The following is a 21,866-nucleotide window of genomic DNA, read 5'->3' as shown; positions in this document are numbered from 1 at the left end:
AAGGTGATATTATGTTGAAAGTTCTTGAATATTCAATAACACATTTTTTTGAACATATCCTAAGACTTCATATCGAAAAGGCTGAAGATATAGTAGGTGAACTTTATGGAGCCAGTATTCCTGTAATGGAAAAAAGTGGTAGAGAATATCATTTTTATTTATTTTTTCCAAAAGAATTTCTACAAACAATTGCTAATGTTTTAGTTCGTGATGAAAAATTTAAAGAAGATGATTGGTGTGATTTAAGTAAAGAATGCGCCAATCAAATCATAGGTTATGCAAAAAATTTACTCAATGATGCTAAGGGAGATGATGAGTATAAACTTGGCATACCAGAGTATTTAGGTAGGGTTGATTTTTCATCTATTATATTAGATGAATCTTTAACTTATAGCTTTGAAAATCATTATTTTAGAATAGGATATTGTAAATAATGGGCAGTGACATTGATTTTGGAGATCGTCACGGACTTTTGCAGTCTTATGAAGATATCTTAGATATCACAGTAGATTTTGTTAGTGAGCTTGGCACTACCAATATGAGTGTAGCCGAACTTTTAAAACTTGAAGTAGGTTCGGTTATCGATCTTGAAAAACCTGCTGGGGAAAGTGTTGAATTGTATATCAATAAGCGCATCTTTGGTAAGGGCGAAGTTATGGTTTATGAGAAAAATTTAGCAATTAGAATTAATGAAATTCTAGATTCTAAAACCGTACTTCAATATTTCAAAAAAGAAATTTAATGAAAGTTTTATTATTAAGCATACTCGCACTGCCCCTTTTTGCTGTAGAATTAATCAGTTATAATATTTACGATAGAAATGATAGAGTAGATTTAATGCTATCTTTTGATAGTGCTTATGGGGGTAAAATTTCTCAGAAAAAAGAAAAAAATCTTACTCTTTTAACCTTGAGTGATTTAAAATACAGCAAAGAAGAACTCAAAAGTTTAAATTCAGGACTTGTGGATAAGATCAGTATCAGTTCTAAAGATAATAATACATATATCATGCTACAGAACAAAGAGCCAATCTCCTTAGAATTAAGCTCTATTAATGATAAATTTGGAGTTAGGATAAGAGCGGTTCAGCAAGGTAAAGAAAGCATAAATCCTGAACAAAGCAATTTAAGTACAAATGAAGAGCCGATTTTAAATTCTAAAAAGACAAGCTTAGAAGGCTATGATTATACAAATTACATTTTAGTAATGCTGGTTTTATTTGTCTTGCTTATAGTGCTTTGGTGGCTTAAGAGAACTTTAGCTTTTAAAAATACGGGTGTTACTAGAGATTTTCGTATGGTATTTCAAAGATTTTTAGATAAAAATAATCAATTGATAGTTTTTGAATACGCAAGCAAGCGTTATACTATGATAGTGGGCAATTCTAATATTGTATTAGAAGAGATTGAAATTCCAGATTATGAGCCAAAGGTTACAGAAAAATCTGAAAAAAATTTTGATTCTTTCTTTGAAGAGAATAAAAAGCGTATCCAAAGTCTTATAGAGCAACGCCAAAAGAATAAAAAATCTTAAGGCTTTTGATTGATAGCTAAGGCTATCGTGGCTGGTTTGGTGATTTTTTTCAGTTCATCTTTAGGTAGATCAAGAATTTTTGACTCACTATAAATATAAAGTGTATTGTTGACAAAAGCAATTTCGATTTTATTTTCATTTGTGCTTAGTATTTTAGCTAAGCTAAGAATAAAATTCAACCAAGAAATGATATGCGTGTTTGGCAAAAGCTGTCTATAGGGCTCAAGATTATAAGGATTTACCTTCTTGCCATTTAATTTAATAAGAGTTGCAATCAACACTTTTTCTTGGTGTGAAAAGCCATAATTTAATCCATTTAAAATAAAATATGCAGAGTGTTCATTAGCAAAGTAAAAATTCAAATATTCACCCAAATGACAAAGTTTTGCGGCATTTAATAGGCTTTGTTGATATTTTTCATGGATTTTATGAAGACCCTGTAAGACTTTAAAAATTTGTATAGAAAAATAAGGTGTTTTGTTGTTTATATTTCCTTGAAGAAATCTATCTTGTAGAGATTTTAAACTAGGGTTAAAATTTACAGGAAAAGTGTGTTTAGGGCGTAGCAAATCTTGCAAGTACACACCCTCGCGAATGCCTACCCCGCTAGTAATGATTTGTTTGGCTTTGAGTTTTTCTGCTATTTTTAGAAAGATAAAAATACCCTCTTTAATAGTATCAAAACGATCTTTTTTGATACCAAAATTAATCAATGCATCTGCTTTAGAGTTAAAAATCTTCAAGATATGCTCTTTTTCATCTTCGAGCATATATCTAAAATCATGTATATTTTTTAAGGGATAAGAGTTTTTTTGCATAATGGAATTTGAAATGGCTCTTAAACTTCCACCTATTGCAATGAGATTTTGATTGCAAAATTCAGAAGGGATTTGTTCTAAAATGGGTTTGATAAAATCATCTAAAGCATCTGCTTTACCTTTATCATAGAACAATTCTTTTAATCTAACCGTTCCTAAGTCTAATGAAATACAAGAGATGATTTTATTGTTTTTTATAAGACAAAGTTCGCTTGAACCTCCACCTATGTCAAGTGTGGTGCCATCTTTAAAAGGACTTAATAAATTTAAGGTTGCAAGACCGCCAAGATAACTTTCGTTTTTTCCATCAATACATCGAATATTTAAGTTTAGCTTATCTTTAATTCTTTTAATAAAATCTTTAGAATTTGGAGCATCTCTTAAAGCTGAAGTACCTATAATGAATATTTTTTTACATTTGTGTTTGAGCGCACATTGTTTAAAAAAAGCTAGAGCATTTTCAGCCCTTTGCATAGAGTCTTCTTGAAGAATTTTGCCATTGTTATAAGCATTTTCTCCAAGTCTAACTTTGCGTTTGTATTCACAAGTAGTATAAAAACTATATCTCGAAGTTTTTTCAAAAACCACCATTCTAATGGAATTTGATCCTAAGTCTACAACAGCGGTTTTTTTTGCCATTAAAATTCTCTATTACGATTTTTTAATTTTAACTCTTCTATGCTTTCAACATTATCAGGATCAGGTATGATACATTCATAAGGACATGCCACTATACAAGCAGGTTCTGAAAAATCATTAACACACTCTGAACAAAGATCAGCATCAATCACATAGATAGGACTATGTTCATAAATAGCCTCATCCGGACACTCTTCTCTACAAGCATCACAACATACGCAATCTTTAGTAATCAAAAGAGCCATTATCACCTTTCAAAATTTTAAAAATAATTTTTAGTTTATACAATAACAAAACTTAAATAAAATATAAAAAATAAATATAAAGATAAAAATTTTGCACCAAAGGGTGCAAAATGCTTAGGATTTTTTAGGAAAACAGAAGCGATATCCTCTGCGTCTAACAGTTTCTATAGTAGAGATATTTAAAGGTTTGTCCATTTTTTGGCGTATTTGATTGATCGCTACTTCAATTACATTAGGCGTAACAAGTTCAGGTTCTTCCCAAATAGCATCTAAAAGTTGTTCTTTAGATACAATTTGATCTGAATGTCTTGCTAAATGAGTTAAAACTTCAAAAGGCTTTCCTTTAAGTTCTATATCTTGGCCTTTATAGGTTATTTTCTCTTCATCAGGGTCAATAACTAAATCTTCTATTTTGATTACATTTGTACCACCAAGTCTAAGTCTTGCTTCTATTCTGGCCAATAAAATATCAAAATCTAAAGGTTTTTTTACAAAATCATCTGCTCCAGCTTTGAGTGCTTTAATTTCTGTATCTTTATCTGCTTTTGCAGACATGATCATCACAGAAGTTCTTGGAGACTTATGCTTAATTGTATTGACAAGTTCTGCACCATCGCCATCAGGCAAATTCCAGCTTGCAAGTACTAAGTCGTAGTGTCTTATACCGATAAAATATTCACCGTCTTTGAAATTTTCTGAAGAGTCAGTTTGATAACCAAATTCATTAAGATTATCTATAATAGTTTTATTAAGGCTAATCTCATCCTCTATAACTAAAATCCTCATCATTATATCCTTCATTAAGAAATTTTTAAAAAAGTATAACATAGTTTAAGTAAATGTTTAGATATCTTTAAACAAAATTTAATAAAATTTTTTTAATTTTACACCAACTCTTGCATTTTTGATTATTTCAGGTTTATAAGTTTTGATTTTAATATAGTAAATTTGCGGAAATTTTCTATGTAATTTCGCACAAACAAATTCTAAAGATTCTTCTAGGGTAAGAAATTGTTCTTTTTTATAGTATTTTTTGATTTTTTTTGATACCTTGGCATAATCTAAAAAATCATTTGCTTTAGCTGTAAGATAAATACAAACCTTTTGTTTTTTCTTGCGTTCAAATTTTAATATTCCTATAATGCATTTAAACTGCATTTTGATATTTATATGACTTTGCATTCTTCTTTAAAAACCAATCTTTTGATATTGGGTAAGTGTTTATAAATGATTATAAAAGCTATAATAAATACAGGTGCATGCGTTTTTATAGTTTGCATATCATAATTAAAGATAAAAGAACTTCCTATAAAAACTAATAAAGCCAATAAAGACGCTAAGGATGAAATTTTAAAAATTTTACCCACGATAAACCAAACTATAAATGCTGTTATGAGTTCCAAAGGTAAAAGTACTATCATAGCACCCGCTCCAGTTGCAACCCCTTTGCCGCCTTCAAATAAAAGATAGATGGAAAAGCAATGTCCAAATACCGTTAAAACTGCGACAGTCCAAAGTAAATTTAAATCATAATTTAAAAATTTAAGTACGAGTAAGGGTATAGTTGCTTTTGCAAAGTCTAAAACAATAGTAGCGATTGCAAGTTTTTTAGCTAAAGCTGGATCTTTTTCTTTAACAACCCTTAATACATTGGTTGCGCCTATACTTTTTGAGCCTTGATTTTGTATATTGATTTGAGCAAATTGCTTGGCTAAAATTAAACCAAAAGGAATAGAGCCTAAAAGATAAGCAATTGCATAAATGATTAAATTTTCCATTATTAACCTTAAGAAATAATTGAAGCATTATATGCAAAAAAAATAAATAAATCAAAAAAATAGGATATATTTTGTATTAATTAATTATTAATATTATTTAATAATTTTTATAAATATTTAAGTAATAAAGCTATATTATTTTAGTTTAAGTTTATATCTAAAAGTAAAGGAGTTTGTAAATGAAAGTCAAATCGTTATTGATTGCATCATTAGTTGCTTTTTCAAGTTTAAATGCTCAAAGTCTTATAGAAGAGGCTAAAAATTCAGGTTTAGTTGCCTTACCAAAAGATCAAAAAGGCGTGGATGAGATTTTGAAAGCAAATGGAGTAAAGGCTACTGAATTTACTCTTGATAAAGTTGAGCTTGGTAAAAAACTTTATTTTGAGCCTCGCCTTTCAAAAAGTGGAATTATTTCATGTAATACCTGTCACAATCTAGGACTTGGTGGAGCTGATGGTATTAGTGCGGCAGTGGGACATAAATGGACTGCAAACCCTCATCATTTAAATTCCCCAACTGTATATAATGCTGTTTTAAACACGACTCAATTTTGGGATGGGCGTGCAGGAACTTTAGCGGATCAGGCCAAAGGACCTATTGAATCTGAAGCTGAAATGGCAACTCCAGCAAAATTAGCTGTAGAAAAAATCGCTTCTTTACCTGAATATGTTAAAGAATTTAAGAAAATTTATGGCAAAAGCGGTGTGAATTTTGACAATATTGCTGATGCGATAGCAAATTTTGAAAGAACTTTAATCACTCCATCTCGCTTTGATAATTTCTTAAATGGAGATGAAAAAGCTTTAACTAAAGAGGAGCAAAAAGGTTTAAAACTTTTCATTGACAAAGGTTGTGTAGCTTGTCATAATGGTGTGAATTTAGGTGGAAATATGCAAGCATTTGAGGTTGCAGGTAAGTATAAATTTGCAAATTTGGGTGATTTTAAAGGAGATGAAAATGGCATGGTTAAAACTCCAACTTTAAGAAATGTAGTTGAGACAGCTCCATATTTCCACAATGGTGCGATATGGAAATTAACCGATGCAATTAAAGAAATGGGTAGTGTGCAACTTGGCATTCAAATTTCTGATAAAGAGGCAAAAAGTATAGAAACTTTCTTAAAATCTTTAACTGGAACTAAACCAGCAGTGGTTTATCCTCAACTCCCTGTTTCTACAGAAAAAACTCCAAAGCCTGAACTATAAGGCTTATCAAACCCTAAATCTTTTTAGGGTTTGTTTAAATTTCTTTATCCTAGCTTTGCTATAATTTCTAGAATTTCATTGAGAAAGGTTTAATGATGAAACTTTTTGGGACAGATGGCGTTCGTGGAAAAGCGGGCGAATTTTTAGATAGTTTTTTAGCTATGCGTCTTGCTATGGCCGCTGGAATTTATTTTAAAGATAAGAGTGTTACAAATAATATTTTAGTAGGTAAAGATACAAGAAGAAGTGGTTATATGATAGAAAATGCTATTGTTTCAGGTCTTACTTCTATAGGATATAATGTGATACAAATAGGCCCTATGCCAACACCTGCAATTGCATTTTTAACTGAAGATATGCGTTGTGATGCGGGTATTATGATTTCAGCTTCACACAATCCTTATTATGATAACGGGATTAAATTTTTTGATGCACATGGGAATAAGCTTAGCGAAGATATAGAAAAAAAGATTGAAGAAATTTATTATGATGATAAGCTTATCCAAAGCTCTAAAGTTGATATGGAGAAAATTGGCCAGGCTAAAAGAATTGATGATGTTATAGGAAGATATATTGTTTCTATTAAGAATTCCTTCCCTAAGGATTTAACTCTAAAATCATTGCGTGTAGTTTTAGATGTAGCTCATGGAGCGGCTTATAAGGTAGCTCCGACTGTTTTTAAAGAACTGGGAGCTGAAGTTATAGTGATGAGTGATAAACCTAATGGGCTTAATATCAATGAAAATTGTGGAGCCTTGTATCCTTCAAATTTAGCCGCTGAAGTAAAGCGTTTGCGTGCAGATGTTGGTTTTGCTTTTGATGGAGATGCGGATCGTTTGGTAGTGGTAGATGAAAAGGGTGAAGTAGCAAATGGAGATAGCCTGCTTGGAGTTTTAGCTCTTTTCTTAAAAGAACAGGGCAAATTAAAATCCAGTGTGGTAGCTACTATCATGAGCAATGGGGCTTTGAAAGAATTTTTAAATGGACATGGTATAGAGCTCGATACTTGTAATGTAGGCGATAAATATGTACTTGAGAAATTAAAAGTTAGGGGTGGAAACTTTGGCGGAGAGCAAAGTGGGCATATTATTTTTAGCGATTATGCAAAAACAGGCGATGGTCTTATAGCAGCTTTGCAATTTAGTGCTTTGATGCTTTGCAAGAAAAAGTCCGCAAGTACTATTTTAGGACAAATCAAACCTTATCCTCAACTTTTAACCAATCTTAAAATTTCAGAAAAAAAAGATTTGGATAAAATTAAAGGTTTGAAGGAATTAAAACAAGATTTGGAAAATAAAAATATTAATGTGTTATTTCGCTATTCTGGAACAGAAAATTTGATCAGACTTTTACTAGAAGCTAAAGATGCTAAAATTTTAGAAAAAGAAATGAAAAATGTAGTTGAATTTTTCAAGAAAGCATTAAATGGTTAAAAGATATAAAACTATCTTGATCTTCATTTTAGTTTTTATTGCAGTTTTTGCTTTTGATCAGTGGGTAAAATCTTTAACTTTATCGGGTTTGCGTTGGCAAAGTGAGTATTTGGATTTAACTTATGCTCTAAACACAGGAGTTGCTTTTTCTATGTTTAGTTTTTTAGAGCATTATTTAAAATATTTACATTTAGCCTTGATATTGGCGCTTGTTATATACCTTTTGTGGCAAAAACAATTCTTAAGAGAACATTTAGTGGCTTTTGGTATGATGCTAGGGGCGGGGTGTTCGAATTTGCTTGACCGTTTTATACACGGGGGAGTAGTGGATATGTTTTTTTGGCATAAATGGTTTCATTTTGCTATTTTTAATGTAGCAGATGTGATGATAAACATAAGCGTTGCCTTAATCTTAATAAAAGAAATTTTTATAAAAAAGGAAAAAAATGACAGAATGGATTAATGAGTATTATTCTTGGATTAAATGGGTGCATTATTTAGCATTTGTTTCTTGGATGGCAGGACTTTTTTATTTGCCTCGTTTGTTTGTATATCATGCAGAAAATAAAAACAATAAAGGTTTTGTTGATGTTGTAAAGATACAAGAAAGAAGACTTTATTTTGGTATACAAAATCCAGCGATGATAGCAACGGTTATTAGTGGGAGTTTAATGTTACATGCTCATAAAGAAGTTTTGATGGTGGGTTCTGGCTTTATGCATGCAAAACTTACCTGTGCTACGCTTTTAATCATTTTTCATATACATAATTATTTTTGCTTAAAAGCTTTGGCGAATGATACTTCTACAAAAAGCGGAAGATATTTTAGAATTTATAATGAATTTCCTACTTTAATGTTTATTATCATTGCTTTAATGATGGTGATTCGTCCGTTTTAATTTTCATTTCTATTTAATTTCAAAAAAAAGAAATTAAATAGAACTTATATTTTCTTTCATTATATTGATAAAATCTTTATTTTTTAAGCGCTTACTATCTCTAAATACCGCGCGCACAAGATCCATTCCTGTGTAAAAATCCTTCATTAAGACCACAAAGAGATACTGTCCAAATTCACTTGTGATTAAGGCGCCATTTTCTTTTTTGATAGCATTGCTTATTTTAAGTCCTAAAAGTTCTTTGAAGAGTTCTTTTTCAAGATCACAATTAAGGGTTTGATTGAATTTATCAATTTGTATTTTCCCTGCAAACATTTCAGTTAAAAATATGTATTTGATAATCTCTTTTCGTGTAAAACTCGCTTTTGCTATATTGGCATTTTGTTTTTCTTGTATCATCTTTGCATAATCATTTAAATCAAAAGCATTGATAAGCAACTCCCCATCTAAAAAGCTAAAAGCTCCACTTCCAACGCCTAAATATTCATGGTGAGAGCTTACATATTCATCATTGAGTTGATTTTTTTCTAAAGAAAAACTCCAGCCATTATTTTGCTGATAATCCTTGAAAAAATTTCGTATCATTTGATAGTATTTAAATTCATTATCTTTAGTTTCAACACCAAGACTTTTGGCTATATTGTCTTTGGTTAGATTGGATTTCATTAAAGGATAGGTTGTGATTTGTTGAGGAGCTAAATTTTTAGCGATTTTTAAATCATTTAAAAGCTGTTCTTCTGTTTGTGAGGGGAAATTAAAAATTAAATCAAGGCTAAAAATTGGCAAAATTCCCAAAGCTTTTGAAATTTTTTCTTGTAATTGTTTAGAAGAACCAAATTTATTATATCTTGCTATTTTTTTTAAAATTTCATCATCAAAACTTTGAATTCCACAGCTTAAACGATCGATTATACCTTTAAACATAGAGAGTTTTTCAGGAATTATATGATTAGGATCGCTTTCGCAAGAAATTTCTTTGATATTGAAAAGTTTTTTACAAAGTTCTAGAGTTTTTAGTAATTCATTTTCATTAATCAATGTTGTTCCGCCCCCTACATACATTGAGCTAAAATCAAAACCTTTATCTTTTATAAGCATAAGCTCTTTTCTTAAATTTTCAAAATAAATTTTAGCCAATTCCTCATCATAATAGTATTTATGAAAACTACAATAAGGACAAAAGGTATGACAAAAGGGTATGTGAGCATAAAGCATATAAGTTTTATCTTTTTTGGCTTGTTTTTCTTGAGGATTTTTCAAAAGTTCGACATTGAAACTTTTATGTAGAGATTTTTCCATCATAGCATGAGAATATTTTAAAGCCAAATTTTGAAATAAATTCATTAACCCACCTTAAAGTAGAAAATATAATATAACTTTATCAATTTTTTATTAAATCAAGTGTAAATTTTTTTATTTTTAGCAAAAAAATGCTATAACTTTCAAAATAATTAGAAAGGATGACTTATGGATAAAACAAAAGTAGTAGAAAATTTAAACGCATTGTTTAAACAAAGGGCGGAATTTTATTCTTATTTTGATAAGAATATTTCAAAAGTTGGCAATACTGAAGTATTTGACTTTAGCAATGCTAAGGACTTAAATGCAGAGGAAGTTTATAAGCAATTTTATCATTTAGATTATGCGATGAGAAAATTATTACCAGCTATTTATAAAGCATATGAGGTTAGTGATTCTGATTTAAATAGAGATTTTTAAAAATAAGCTCTAATTTAGAGAGTAAGTTTTACTCTCTAAAGGACATATCTAAAGTTTTTGATTCTTCTTCTATATTTTTGCTGATATTTTCACCTTGTTCAAATCCGCCACCAAAAGCTTTGATAACATTGACTATAGAATTAGCATAAGAATATTTGGTATTATTAAAAGCAACTGTAGCATTTAACCAGTCTTGACGCGCTTGTAGATAGTCTTGCAAAGACATTTCGCCCACATCATAACGCTCTTTGCTTATTTCATAAATTCTTTTGTAGGATAATTCGCTTGCTTGTGCGTTATTGTATTGCAAGCGAATAGTCTTTCTTGCAATTAAAGCATAGCGAATTTCTCCAAAAGCTGCAACTAAGGTATTTTGATAATTTACAAAAGCTTCATCTTTGTTGAGTTTTGCTAAATTCACATTTTGATAAATTTCTCCCCAGTGGAAAATTGGCATTACGAAATTCCCACCTATACTCCAAGTCCTAGAGCCCGCTTCCACAAGTGTATTTAAATCCCCGCTTTCAAATCCTAATAAGCCTGTTAAAGAAAGATTAGGCAAGAAAGCTGTGCGAGCTACTCCTACTAGATAATTTTGTTGAGTAAGTTTTTCTAAAGAAGATCCAATATCAGGACGCTGCAAGAGTATAGTGCTTGAAATTCCGCTCGGTATATCAAAATCTTTGAGTTTAAAAACCTGATAAGCTTGATCTTGATAAAGAATATCGTTTAAATCATTTGAAGTTAGAATTTTTAAAGCTTTAAGATAGTTTTCTTTATTTAATTTTGCTTCATTGTATTGTAAAGCAGTACTTTCTAAATTTGCTCTTGATTGCGCGATTTCGTATTCTCCTACTGCTCCTACTTGAAATTTTTCATAATTAATTTGATAAATTTCTTGTGCAGATTCATAAGCATCTTTTAAAGCTTTTTCATTTTCATTTGCATTTACAAAATTAAAATAAGTCTGAACCACGCTTGAAACTATAGAAAGTCTCGCAGCTTCATAATCATACTGACTGGCTTTAAAGCCTGATCTTGAAGCGCGATAAGTATCGCGGTATCTTCCCCAAAGATCAATTTCATAGCTTAAATCCAGTCCCATTTTAAAATCATTGCCATAGCTTACTCCCCCAGTGCGGTTGTTTGGAGCATTTGTAGGTGTTTTTGCACGATTTGCACTAGCGCTACCATCTAATTTTGGTAATAAATCACTAAAATCTATGCCTAATTGGGCAGCAGCTTGTTCCATATGAATAAAAGCAAGTTTTAAATCATTATTGTTCTGAAGAGCTAAATCAACTACGTGATTTAATTTCTCATCATCAAATTCTTTCCACCATTCTTTAGAAAGAGTATGATTGTTTTCTTTTTCCCAAGATAGGGCGCCCAGTTTATTATCAAGACTATAATTTGCTTCTGGGATATTTAAATTTGGACTTAAAGAACAAGCTGAAATAAAAAGGCTTAAGCTTGCTATAACACTTATTGAAATTATTTTATTCATGAACTTTACCCCTTTTCTTATCTAGCCATTCGTTGAAATTTTCTAAAAGATAGAAAAATAAAGGTACAAAGAATATAGCTAAAGTAGAAGCAGCTATCATTCCACCAATAAGCCCTGTCCCTAAAGAATGTCTTGAAGCACTTCCTGCTCCAGTTGCAAAAATCATTGGTAAAACCCCAAAAGTAAAAGCTAAAGAAGTCATAACTATCGGCCTAAAGCGAAGTTTTGCAGCTTCGATAGCTGCATCAAATATTTTCTTACCTTTCTTAAAGCGTTCTTCCATAGCAAATTCAACGATCAAAATAGCATTCTTAGCTGAAAGTCCAATTAAAAGTAAGAGTCCGGTTTGAAAATATATATCATTAGTAAATCCTCTTAAGTATACAAGTAAAAACGAACCAAAAACGGCAAAAGGTACAGCTGTAACAACAGCTAAAGGTATAAGCCATCTTTCATATTGTGCTGCTAGGATTAAGAATACAAACACCATACCCAAAGCAAAGGCATAGCTCCCTGTTCCCTTGCTTGAAACTTCTTGATAGGCTGAACCACTCCAAGCTATAGAGTAATCATCACTTAAAGTTTCTTGTGCTACTTGGGAAATCGCTTCTATGGCTTGTCCTGAAGTGTATCCTGGAGCAGGTTGTCCTTGTATTTGTGCTGCTGGGAAAATATTAAAACGTTTTACATCATCTGGCCCTGAACTTCTTTGTAGAGTTAAGAAAGAGTCAAGTGGTATCATTTTTCCATCATTTGAGCGCACAAAAATATTTTTCAATGCATTTTGGGTATTTATAAAATCTCCTTTTGCGCGAATATTGACTTGAAAATTTTTACCAAGCATAGTAAAATCATTAACATAATATGTTCCAATGGTTGCATTCATTGTACTGAAAACATCTTGCATATTTAAATTAAAATGCTTTAGTTTATCTCTATCAATGATGAGTTTATATTGAGGAAAGCTCGTATCAAGAGTAGTTCGAACCCCATATAATTCCTCTCTTTGATTGGCTGCTGCTACAAGTTTATTTACATCTTCTTGAATTTGATCGTAGCTTTTTCCGCTTTTATTTTGCACATACATTTCAAAACCACCCGTGATACTTAGCCCAGGTATAGGAGGCAATCCTCTAAATACACTTGCAGCATTGCGATCAGGGGCAAATTTTTTATTAAGCTCCATGATGATTTCATCAGCGCTTACATTTCTATCTTTCCAATCTTCAAGCCCTATAAACATTGCAGCGGCATTTTCTTTAAGTGAGCTTGTAAATAAATCAAAACCTATCATAGCCATAGCATCTTTTACGCCATTGGTTTTTAGAATTTCTTGACTCATAGAGTCAACTTCCGAGATCGTTCTATGTAGAGCTGAAGCCGAAGGAAGGTTTACAATACCTATCATTAAACCTTGATCTTCTTCAGGAACCAAAGAGCCAGGAACTTGTTTATAAAGATAAAAAATTGCTCCGAGCATGATACAGAAAATCAAAACAAAACGAATGGTTCTTTTAAGCATATAAGCAACGCCTGCACTAAATATAGAAGTGCTCCAGTCAAAGAAATCATTAAATTTTTGAACGATATAAAAAGGCTTGCTTTCATTGCGTCTTAAAAAGAGTGCACATAAAGAAGGTGTTAAAGTAAGAGCTACAAAACCTGATATGGTTACAGATATAGCCAAAGTGAGCGCAAATTGTTTTTGAATTTCTCCCACAAAGCCTGAAATAAAAGACACAGGTATAAAAACAGCACAAAGCACAAGAACAATTGAAATTACAGGTGAACTTACTTCTTGCATTGCTTGGATGGCAGCATCTTTAACGCTGATCTTTTCATCTTCGTGTAAAATCCTATCTATATTTTCAACCACAATAATAGCATCATCTACGACTATACCTATGGCTAGTATTAGGGCAAATAATGTCAAAAGATTTATACTAAATCCTAACAAATAAAGTCCTGCAAAAGTTCCTAGCAATGAAACAGGAACAGCGATCATAGGTATGAGTGTCGAGCGGAAGTTCTTTAAGAACATATACATAACAATAATAACCAAAATCAACGCTTCAACAAAGGTTTTTATAACTTCTTTAATAGACTCGATAACAAATTTAGTCGTATCATAAGGAATCTTATATTCTAAACCCTCAGGAAAGCTCTTTGATAGTTCTTGCATTTTAGCTTCTACAAGTTTTGCTGTATTGAGTGCATTTGCTCCTGATTGAAGATTGATCATAATTGGAACTGCATCATTTCCATTTAATCGCCCTTGAGATTTATATTGTTGAGAGCCTATCTCAACATCTGCTACATCTTTTAATCTTAAAAAAGAACCGTCTTCATTGGTTCTTAAGATAATATTTTCAAATTCACTCGGGCTTTGCAATCTTCCTTGCATGGTGATAGAATAAACATAGGGTGATTTTTGAGTTACAGGTTCTTCACCGATTTTACCTGTGGCGTATTGAGCATTTTGATCATTGACGGCTGCGATAACATCGGTAGCTGTTGCACCAAATTTGTTTAATAAGTCAGGTTTTAGCCAAATTCTTAAAGAATAATTACGATTTCCTATAGCATTAGCGTCTCCAACACCTGGAACTCTTTTTAATTCATCTAAAATATTTAAGGTGATATAATTATATACATCTACTGCACTCATTGAACCATTGCTTGAATACATAGAAATAGCAGCAAGTGTTGTAGAAGAAGTTTTTCTAACTGTAACTCCTAGTTTTTTTACTTCATCAGGCATTTTTGCGGTTGCGGCTGAAATTCTATTATTAACATCTATAGTTGCTTGATCAGGATCTGTGCCGATATTAAAATACACGGTTAAATTCATGGTTCCTGAGGAACTTGAGGTTGAATCCATATATATCATATTATCAGCACCATTGATGGCATCTTCAATAGGGTTTGCAACTGTTGTGGCAATGGTTTGAGCATCTGCACCCGTGTAGGTTGCACTTACTTTAACCGTAGGAGGGGTTAAAGATGGATACTGCTCTATAGGTAAATTTACAAGTCCGATAGCTCCAGCCAAAGAGATGATAATGGCTACAACGGAAGCAAAAACAGGTCTTTCGATAAAAAATTTAGAAAACATTATTGTGCTCCAACTTCTTTAACTTCGCTACCTAGTCTAATTTTTTTAAAGTTATCCAAAATGATTTTATCTCCATTTTGTAGTCCTTTATCAATAATAGCATATTCATTATCTTGATAGCTTATATGCACAGGAGCTTTAGCAACCTTGCCTTCTTTTAAGAGAAAAACATAAACCTCATTTTGGTCTTGCTTGATTGCAATTTGAGGAATTTTAAATCCATTCTTTTGAATAAAACCATTTGAAGTAATCGTTGCAAAAGCACCTGGTAAAAGAGTAGAGTCATTATTGTCAAAAATTGCTTTAGCTTTTACTGTCCCGCTATTTGCATCAATGACTGAATCTATAAAATAAAGCTTGCCTTTAACTACTTCTCCATTAAGATTTAAATCTGCATAGATATTGCTTAAATCCCATTTTCCATCTTGAGTATTGCGAACGATATTGAGTTTATCCGTATCTGAAATGTAAAAATCAGCATAGATTGGATTGAGGTTTGTAATTCTTACGAGTTCAGTTGAAGAGGAGCTAACATAATCTCCTATATTAATCAAAGCATCTCCTACAATACCATCAAAAGGAGCTTTAATTTCAGTATAAGCTAAATCAATGCGTGCATTTTCTAAGTCTGCTCTAGCACTGGTGAGATTTGCTTTTGTGTTGTTAAAATTTGCTAAGGCGCTATCATATTCTTTTTGAGAGATTGCTCCTTTATTATAAAGAGTTTTTGAACGGTTATAATCTTTGCTGGCATTGTCAAAATTTGCTCTAGCCATTAAAGCTTTTCCATAAGCTGAATTTACACTTGCTTTAAATTTATCTTGTTCGATAATGAAAAGTGTTTGTCCTTTTTTAATTAAATCGCCCGCTTTGAAAAGTTTCTCCACGATAACACCGCTTACTTGAGGTTTGATGATAACATCATAATCACTAACAAGTTTTGCAGGATAAGTAAAGTTAAGCGGTAAATTTTCGGCTTTAGCGTTCATTGTACTAACGGATTGAGGGGGTGTTTGTTTTTGAGGTGCTTCTTCTTTGCTACAAGCAGAAAATAAAAATAAAGCACTTAAGAGTAAAAGGGTATTTTTTTGAAACAAATTCATGATTTTTGCCTTAAAATTTTTAATTTAAATATATTGTAATATTTATTACACAATTTTTAAGACATATTATAGCTCAAATTTGGTTAATAATTTTTATATTTACTTAATTAAATTGAGGTTTTATTTTCAATTCCTTTTAAAAATATATTGACAATAAATTCCACATGTTCTTTTTGTTCTTGTTTGTTCATTAAAGGAGTATCGGCTAAAACATTTAAACTATGATAAGGTTCTCTTAACATGGCGCAAAAAAGCATGGCAAGTTTTTGGGCATTATTTGAAATATAGCTACTATCTTGCTTTTTAAAAAGTTCTATAAGTATGTTATAGGAGAAAATTTTCTGATTGTTTTCAATCCAATTTTCAACATGCTTATGTTTATCATAAACTTGAGAGAAAATAATTTTGCCAAAGGCGACGGTTTGGACTTGATTGAAAATATCAACAAAAGTAAGTCCAAAAGAGGTTAAAAATTCTTTTAAATTTTTATCTTTAATAGTTTGAGTTTGAGAGGCTATTAGGTCAAAATGTTTTTTGCAAACATCATCTAAAATTTCAAAAAATAAACCTTCTTTACTATTAAAACTATCATAAATATTAGAATACGAACCGCCCGATAGTTTGATAATATCGCTTAAACTGGTTTCTTGAAAGCCCTTGGTTAAAAATAGATCAAAAGCAACATTTTTAATCTTTTCTCTTCTTGCTAAAACTTTTTTAGAAGGTGTTTTATTTGGATTCATTATACCCCTTTAAAATTGTGCTTTTAGGATAAACAAAAATACTTTCTCTAAAAATGACAATCTCATCATTATCTTTGGCATAGGCCTTGATGTGAAGTGGAAAAATCACATCTTTTTGATCATTATCTGCTAGCTTTTTAGTAGCTTTTATTACAACAATTTTCTTAGCTTGCTCTCCTGCTTTTAATGTAAAAGCTTTACTTGGACGAATGATTTCTATGCCATTATCAATGCCTTCTAGGCTAGCTTCAAAATAATATTCATGAGCTTTAGAATCAGTATTTTGAAACAAAAAAGTATAAGCATTTGAAATTTCTAAACCATTATTAGTATGCGAAATTTGATAAAGTTCACTGCTACGATTGATATTTAAAAGCATATCTTCTTTTTTACTACCCATAATCATTAAAGCAATTAAAGCAATCACAAGAACAATAAAATAAGCAATGGTTCTAAAGCGGAGATAATTTACTTTTTTACGTGTTTCTATGGCCTTTACACTGGTCCAATTAATCAAACTTGGTCTATTAAATTTGCTTTGCACTTTAGAACAGGCATCAGCACATTCTAAACAATTGATACATTCAAGTTGCATACCCTTGCGTATATCTATATGAGTAGGACAAATGCTTACACAGGCTTCACAACCTATACATTCACCCTCAGGCGGTTTTTTGTAAAGTTTGGTATGTCCATCATAAATCACTCCCCCGCGTTTTTCATCATAAATAACTTGCATGGTATCGCGGTCAAACATTACAGATTGAACTCTTGCGTAAGGACATACATAAATACAAAATTTTTCTGCTAAATAGGTAATATCTAAAGTTAAAAACAAACTTGCGCAAAATAAAACACCCAATAAAAGTAAGTGTTCTCCTGGATTTTGTATATAAGCAAAAAAATCTTCAGGCGGAACAAAATACCAAAGCAAATTACTTACAGCGACTAAAGATATGAAATAAAATAAAATCACCCCTATGATTTTTTTAAAATAATATCCTTCATATTCTTTTTGTTTATTGTTAATATTTTTACGAATTTTTAAAAGTTTAGTCTGGATAATATCTCTATAAATCACTCTAAAAATAGTTTGAGGACAGCTCCAAGCACACCAAACTCTTCCTCCTAAAGTGGTTATAAAAAATATAAATAAAAAAAGAAAAATAAGCAAAAAAGGCATAAGATATAATTCTTGAGTTGAAAATGAAATAAAAAATAGATTCAACTTAGAATGATCAAAGCTCAATAAAAAGAAATGGTTGCCATTAATTGTAATAAAAGGTAAACAAAATATTACAATTGTTGCAATTAGATATACAAAATAACGCTTTTTAGTATAGTTGGTGATGTGATTTTCCATGAAAAACCTCGTAAAAAATTAGTAATTACGATTATAGCCCAAAAAACTAAAACAATTTTTAAATGCTTTCTAAGTTTGGATTAATAAGAAATATTCTATAATCATAATTCACAACAAAAATTTACACAGAAAGGTGGTGAGGATAGTGCCAGGAATTAAGGTACATCCTAACGAGTCTTTTGACGAAGCGTATCGTAAGTTCAAAAAACAAGTAGATAGAAATCTAGTTGTTACTGAAGTAAGAGCGAGAAGATTTTTTGAGCCTATGACTGAAATTCGTAAAAAACAAAAAATTTCAGCTCGCAAAAAAATGCTTAAAAGACTTTATATGCTTAGACGCTACGAGTCAAGACTTTAACCCAAAGCCCGAAAGGGCTTTTTTCTTAATTTAAGATTTCTTTGCAAAATTACCTTTTTTAAAATCCTAGTTTTATTTTATATATATTAAGATTGCATTTTATTTCTTTAAAATATTTTCATTTTTGTAAGATTTAATTGATTATTTTTTGTTAGAATTTTATCAAAAAATAAATTCTAAATCTCATTTGAGGATCAAGACTATGAAAAAAATTAAAAAAATTATTCAAATCGGTATGATAAGCGGCCTTGCAGCTGTTGCAGGTGGAGCTTTGGTAGGATGTGGAAGTAGCAATGATAATAGTGATACTTTAAATCAAGTAGCAAACACTCAAGGAGCCTTTGTTATCATTGAAGAAATCGCCCCAGGTCAATATAAAATCAAAGATCAATTTCCAAGTGATGAAACTAGAGTTGTTTTAAAAGATATCAATGGCACGGAAAGAGTGCTAAGCAAAGAGGAAATGGATGCGCTCATCAAAGAAGAAGCAGCTAAGATTGATAATGGAACTTCAAATTTGACTAAAGAGGGCGGTCAAATCAGCAGTGGAGGATTAAGCTTAGGAGAGACCTTGCTTGCAAGTGCTGCGGGTGCAATTTTGGGTAGCTGGATAGGCTCTAAGCTCTTTAATAATCAAAATTTTGCCAATCAACAACGAGGCGCTTTTTCAAATCAAAGTGCTTATCAAAGAAGTGTTAATAGTTTTAACAAGGCAGGCACAGCAGGCTCTGCCTCAAGTGCTTCAAAATCAGGTTTTTTTGGTGGAGGCTCTAAAGCCACAAGTTCTAGTTCTTCTTTTGGCTCTTAAGGATAAATAATGCAATTACTACAAGTAGACAAACTTCAAAAAGATTATTTAGAAAATATAGGTTTTTCTTGGCATACAGATGAAGATGGAAGTGATTATATAAGTGATAAATTAGTATGTGTAAGTGAAAATGAAGCCAATGCTTATTATGAGGCAGTCAATGAGCTTTATGATATGTTTGTAGCTGCAGCACAAAATGTTATAGATAATAATCGTTTTGATGAGCTTGGAATCCCTTTTAATCTTGTTGATGCTATTAAAATGAGTTGGGAAAATGAGGTTCATTGGCATTTATATGGCCGTTTTGATTTAGCGGGTGGACTTGATGGCAAGCCTATAAAGCTTATAGAATTTAATGCAGATACCCCCACTGCTCTTTTTGAAAGTGCGATTTTACAATGGGCGATTTTAAAGCAAAATGGCATGGATGAAAGTAAGCAATTTAATAGCATGTATGAAAGCTTGATGGATAATTTTAAAAGATTGATTACCCTTGAAGAGGATACTCAAGGCTTTGAAGAGTATTATCAAGGATGGAAAATTCTTTTTTCAAGTGTGGCAGGAAGTAAAGAGGAAGAAATCACTACAAAATTACTTGCTCATATTGCAAATGAAGCAGGATTTGAAACAGATTTTTCTTTTGTAGATGAGGTAGAATTTAGCGAAGAGGGAATTTTTAAAGAGGGTGTAAATTATGAATATTGGTTTAAGCTCGTTCCTTGGGAAGATATAGCCATAGAAGAGGGCGAACTAGCCATGCTTTTAACGCAAATCATGAGAAATCAAAAAGCTATTATTTTAAATCCTGCTTATACGCTTTTATTTCAATCTAAGGGAATTTTAAAAATTTTATGGGAACTTTTCCCAAATCATCCATTACTTTTAGAAACACGAGATGTTCCTTTAGAGGGAAAAGATTATGTGAAAAAACCTGTTTTTGGTAGAGAAGGGGCAAATATTAGTATAATCAAAGAAGGTAAAATTTTACATGAGAATGTAGGTCCTTATGGGAATAATAAGGCTATTTATCAAGAATATGTAGAGTTTAATTCATGTGAAAACGAATACTATCAAGCAGGTGTTTTCTTTGCTTATGAAGGGTGTGGCTTAGGATTTAGAAAAGGAGGACTTGTGCTTGATAATTATTCTAAATTTGTAGGACATATTATAAAGGATTAGAAATGAAAATTGTTTGTTTAGATGCGGCAACTTTAGGGGATTATGATTTAAGTATTTTTAAGAATTTTGGAGAATTTCAAAGTTATGCTTTAACAGATAGAAAAGAAACCATAGAGCGTTTAAAAGATACGGATGTGGTTATGACAAATAAAGTTGTTATTGATAAAGAAGTTATGGATGCTTGCCCTAATTTAAAGCTTATTTTAGAAACAGCTACGGGTGTAAATAATATCGATGTTGAATATGCTAAAGAAAAGGGCATTATCGTTAAAAATGCTGCTGGATATTCTACTATGAGCGTAGTTCAGCATACTTTTGCATTTATTTTTGCTTTTTTAAATCATATTCCTTACTATGATAAATGGAGCAAAGAGGGCAAATGGTGCGATAGCCCTATCTTTACAGATTTTGGTAGAATTTTAAATTCAATGGAAGGAAAAAAGCACGGTATTATAGGACTGGGCAGTATAGGTAAAGAAGTGGCTAAAATTTCTAGTGCTTTTGGGGCTAAAATTTGTTATTATTCAACAAGCGGACTCAATCAAAATGCCGAATTTGAATGCTTAAATTTGGAAGAGCTTTTAAGAACTTGCGATATTGTTAGCATTCACGCTCCTTTAAATGAAAAAACGAAAAATTTGCTTACTTATGAGAAGTTAAAACTTTTAAAAGATAATGCGATTTTGGTCAATGTAGGCAGGGGCGGAATCATTAATGAGAATGATTTGGCAAAAATAATGGATGAAAAAAATATACGCGTAGGACTTGATGTTTTAGAGAGTGAACCTATGATAAAAAATCATCCTCTCTTAAATATCAAAAATAAAGAAAATCTCATCATTACTCCACATGTGGCTTGGGCAAGCAAAGAAGCGGTGGAAAAATTGATGTCTATGGTTTATGATAATTTAAAAGAATGGATAGAAAATGGCAAGTGAACATAGTTTTGATATTTCAGCGGCTTTGGATAAACAAGAGCTTAAAAATGCTTTTGAGCAAGCAAAAAAAGAGCTTGATTCTCGCTATGATTTAAAAGGTATTAAGTGTGAAATTGAATTTAGCGAGAAAGATGGTGTTTTTAAACTTCATTCTTCAAGTGAGGCAAAGCTTGATGTTCTAAAAGATATTGTGATTTCAAAACTTATCAAAAGAGGTATTAATTCAAGTGCTATTAAAGAGCTTTCGCGCGAAAGTGGAGCGATGTTTCGTTTAAATTTAAAAGCCAATGATAGCATTGATAGTGAAAATGCTAAGAAAATCAATAAGGCTATTAAAGATAGTAAGCTAAAAGTAAGCTCTTCTATACGAGGAGATGAAATTCGTGTAGTTGCAAAGCAAATTGATGATTTGCAAGCTGTGATGAAAATGGTTAAAGAGCTTAATTTAGAATTAAATCTTAGTTTTAAAAATTTAAAATAGGT

The 21,866-nt window shown here is 31.4% G+C and carries 24 protein-coding genes; 13 read left to right on the top strand and 11 right to left on the bottom strand.

The window, feature by feature from the left end; genetic code table 11:
* The first annotated feature begins 11 nt into the window (after positions 1-11).
* The 3 genes from FOC43_RS05710 to FOC43_RS05700 are packed head-to-tail and all read left to right on the top strand — an operon-like array spanning position 12 to position 1,533.
* Positions 12-434 (top strand): chemotaxis protein CheX, encoded by a 423-nt coding sequence (locus FOC43_RS05710; RefSeq protein ID WP_002778240.1) that lies wholly within the window; start codon positions 12-14, stop codon positions 432-434.
* Positions 434-742: a flagellar motor switch protein FliN gene (gene fliN, locus FOC43_RS05705; RefSeq protein ID WP_002778241.1), complete on the top strand. Its 309-nt coding sequence runs from the start codon at positions 434-436 to the stop codon at positions 740-742. Before FOC43_RS05710 ends, fliN begins: the two co-directional genes overlap by 1 nt.
* A complete protein-coding gene (locus tag FOC43_RS05700; RefSeq protein ID WP_002783178.1) occupies positions 742-1,533 on the top strand; it encodes a hypothetical protein in 792 nt (263 codons plus the stop codon). The genes fliN and FOC43_RS05700 overlap by 1 nt, the downstream gene beginning before the upstream one ends.
* Here the strand turns inward: FOC43_RS05700 and FOC43_RS05695 are convergent.
* The 5 genes from FOC43_RS05695 to plsY all read right to left on the bottom strand — a co-directional run bounded on the left by FOC43_RS05695 (position 1,530) and on the right by plsY (position 5,013).
* Entirely contained in the window at positions 1,530-2,990 is a 1,461-nt protein-coding gene (locus FOC43_RS05695) for a Ppx/GppA phosphatase family protein (RefSeq protein WP_002783176.1), read from the bottom strand. The two genes, FOC43_RS05700 and FOC43_RS05695, sit on opposite strands and share 4 nt — an antisense overlap.
* The gene (locus FOC43_RS05690) at positions 2,990-3,235 is read right to left on the bottom strand and encodes a YfhL family 4Fe-4S dicluster ferredoxin (RefSeq protein WP_002778244.1); all 246 of its coding nucleotides are present in this window, start codon (positions 3,233-3,235) and stop codon (positions 2,990-2,992) included. Before FOC43_RS05690 ends, FOC43_RS05695 begins: the two co-directional genes overlap by 1 nt.
* Positions 3,236-3,349: 114 nt before the next feature.
* Positions 3,350-4,021: a homeostatic response regulator transcription factor HsrA gene (gene hsrA, locus FOC43_RS05685; RefSeq protein ID WP_002778246.1), complete on the bottom strand. Its 672-nt coding sequence runs from the start codon at positions 4,019-4,021 to the stop codon at positions 3,350-3,352.
* 78 nt (positions 4,022-4,099) lie between these two features.
* Entirely contained in the window at positions 4,100-4,417 is a 318-nt protein-coding gene (locus FOC43_RS05680; RefSeq protein ID WP_002780678.1) for a dihydroneopterin aldolase, read from the bottom strand.
* A complete protein-coding gene (plsY, locus tag FOC43_RS05675; protein WP_002778250.1) occupies positions 4,402-5,013 on the bottom strand; it encodes a glycerol-3-phosphate 1-O-acyltransferase PlsY in 612 nt (203 codons plus the stop codon). Before plsY ends, FOC43_RS05680 begins: the two co-directional genes overlap by 16 nt.
* Before the next feature lie 179 nt (positions 5,014-5,192).
* On the opposite strand from plsY, the gene FOC43_RS05670 reads away from it, so the two are divergent.
* From FOC43_RS05670 to hemJ, 4 genes are all read left to right on the top strand, one after another.
* Positions 5,193-6,218, top strand: a complete 1,026-nt coding sequence (locus FOC43_RS05670) for a cytochrome-c peroxidase (protein ID WP_002778252.1) — start codon at positions 5,193-5,195, stop codon at positions 6,216-6,218.
* 95 nt (positions 6,219-6,313) lie between these two features.
* Positions 6,314-7,651, top strand: coding sequence for a phosphoglucosamine mutase (gene glmM, locus FOC43_RS05665; RefSeq protein ID WP_002780681.1), 1,338 nt, complete (start codon positions 6,314-6,316; stop codon positions 7,649-7,651).
* Entirely contained in the window at positions 7,644-8,114 is a 471-nt protein-coding gene (lspA, locus tag FOC43_RS05660; RefSeq protein WP_002778269.1) for a signal peptidase II, read from the top strand. Before glmM ends, lspA begins: the two co-directional genes overlap by 8 nt.
* Positions 8,098-8,550: a protoporphyrinogen oxidase HemJ gene (gene hemJ, locus FOC43_RS05655; protein ID WP_002778272.1), complete on the top strand. Its 453-nt coding sequence runs from the start codon at positions 8,098-8,100 to the stop codon at positions 8,548-8,550. The genes lspA and hemJ overlap by 17 nt, the downstream gene beginning before the upstream one ends.
* Before the next feature lie 33 nt (positions 8,551-8,583).
* On the opposite strand, the gene FOC43_RS05650 is transcribed toward hemJ, so the two are convergent.
* Complete coding sequence (locus tag FOC43_RS05650; protein WP_002778274.1) at positions 8,584-9,894, bottom strand: coproporphyrinogen III oxidase family protein; 1,311 nt, start codon at positions 9,892-9,894, stop codon at positions 8,584-8,586.
* Positions 9,895-10,017: 123 nt separating this feature from the next.
* Between FOC43_RS05650 and cmeU the strand changes: the two genes are divergently transcribed.
* Positions 10,018-10,269: a CmeU family protein gene (cmeU, locus tag FOC43_RS05645; RefSeq protein ID WP_002778275.1), complete on the top strand. Its 252-nt coding sequence runs from the start codon at positions 10,018-10,020 to the stop codon at positions 10,267-10,269.
* Positions 10,270-10,297: 28 nt separating this feature from the next.
* Here cmeU and cmeC read toward each other — a convergent pair whose 3' ends face one another.
* The 5 genes from cmeC to ccoG all read right to left on the bottom strand — a co-directional run bounded on the left by cmeC (position 10,298) and on the right by ccoG (position 18,100).
* Positions 10,298-11,776 carry a multidrug efflux transporter outer membrane subunit CmeC gene (cmeC, locus tag FOC43_RS05640; protein WP_002778278.1) on the bottom strand — a complete coding sequence of 493 codons (1,479 nt, stop codon included), beginning with the start codon at positions 11,774-11,776 and terminating at the stop codon, positions 10,298-10,300.
* Positions 11,769-14,891: a multidrug efflux RND transporter permease subunit CmeB gene (gene cmeB / locus FOC43_RS05635; RefSeq protein ID WP_002803216.1), complete on the bottom strand. Its 3,123-nt coding sequence runs from the start codon at positions 14,889-14,891 to the stop codon at positions 11,769-11,771. Before cmeB ends, cmeC begins: the two co-directional genes overlap by 8 nt.
* The gene (locus FOC43_RS05630; protein ID WP_002789677.1) at positions 14,891-15,994 is read right to left on the bottom strand and encodes an efflux RND transporter periplasmic adaptor subunit; all 1,104 of its coding nucleotides are present in this window, start codon (positions 15,992-15,994) and stop codon (positions 14,891-14,893) included. The genes cmeB and FOC43_RS05630 overlap by 1 nt, the downstream gene beginning before the upstream one ends.
* A gap of 107 nt (positions 15,995-16,101) precedes the next feature.
* The gene (cmeR, locus tag FOC43_RS05625; protein WP_002778289.1) at positions 16,102-16,737 is read right to left on the bottom strand and encodes a multidrug efflux system transcriptional regulator CmeR; all 636 of its coding nucleotides are present in this window, start codon (positions 16,735-16,737) and stop codon (positions 16,102-16,104) included.
* Positions 16,724-18,100, bottom strand: a complete 1,377-nt coding sequence (ccoG, locus tag FOC43_RS05620) for a cytochrome c oxidase accessory protein CcoG (protein ID WP_002778290.1) — start codon at positions 18,098-18,100, stop codon at positions 16,724-16,726. The genes cmeR and ccoG overlap by 14 nt, the downstream gene beginning before the upstream one ends.
* Positions 18,101-18,245: 145 nt before the next feature.
* Between ccoG and rpsU the strand changes: the two genes are divergently transcribed.
* The 5 genes from rpsU to FOC43_RS05595 all read left to right on the top strand — a co-directional run bounded on the left by rpsU (position 18,246) and on the right by FOC43_RS05595 (position 21,864).
* Positions 18,246-18,458: a 30S ribosomal protein S21 gene (gene rpsU, locus FOC43_RS05615; RefSeq protein WP_002780697.1), complete on the top strand. Its 213-nt coding sequence runs from the start codon at positions 18,246-18,248 to the stop codon at positions 18,456-18,458.
* A 202-nt stretch (positions 18,459-18,660) separates the two neighbouring features.
* Entirely contained in the window at positions 18,661-19,266 is a 606-nt protein-coding gene (locus tag FOC43_RS05610; protein WP_002798677.1) for a UPF0323 family lipoprotein, read from the top strand.
* A gap of 9 nt (positions 19,267-19,275) precedes the next feature.
* Entirely contained in the window at positions 19,276-20,445 is a 1,170-nt protein-coding gene (locus tag FOC43_RS05605) for a glutathionylspermidine synthase family protein (RefSeq protein WP_002797309.1), read from the top strand.
* Between the two features lie 2 nt (positions 20,446-20,447).
* Complete coding sequence (locus FOC43_RS05600) at positions 20,448-21,383, top strand: D-2-hydroxyacid dehydrogenase (protein WP_002785296.1); 936 nt, start codon at positions 20,448-20,450, stop codon at positions 21,381-21,383.
* Complete coding sequence (locus FOC43_RS05595) at positions 21,373-21,864, top strand: YajQ family cyclic di-GMP-binding protein (RefSeq protein WP_002778301.1); 492 nt, start codon at positions 21,373-21,375, stop codon at positions 21,862-21,864. Before FOC43_RS05600 ends, FOC43_RS05595 begins: the two co-directional genes overlap by 11 nt.
* Positions 21,865-21,866 lie beyond the last annotated feature (2 nt).

The sequence above is a fragment of the Campylobacter coli genome, assembly GCF_009730395.1.
In the GTDB taxonomy this organism is placed as follows: Bacteria; Campylobacterota; Campylobacteria; order Campylobacterales; family Campylobacteraceae; genus Campylobacter_D; species Campylobacter_D coli.
The sequence above is the reverse complement of the archived record's forward strand: the minus strand, read 5'-3'. Positions and strand labels throughout refer to the sequence as shown.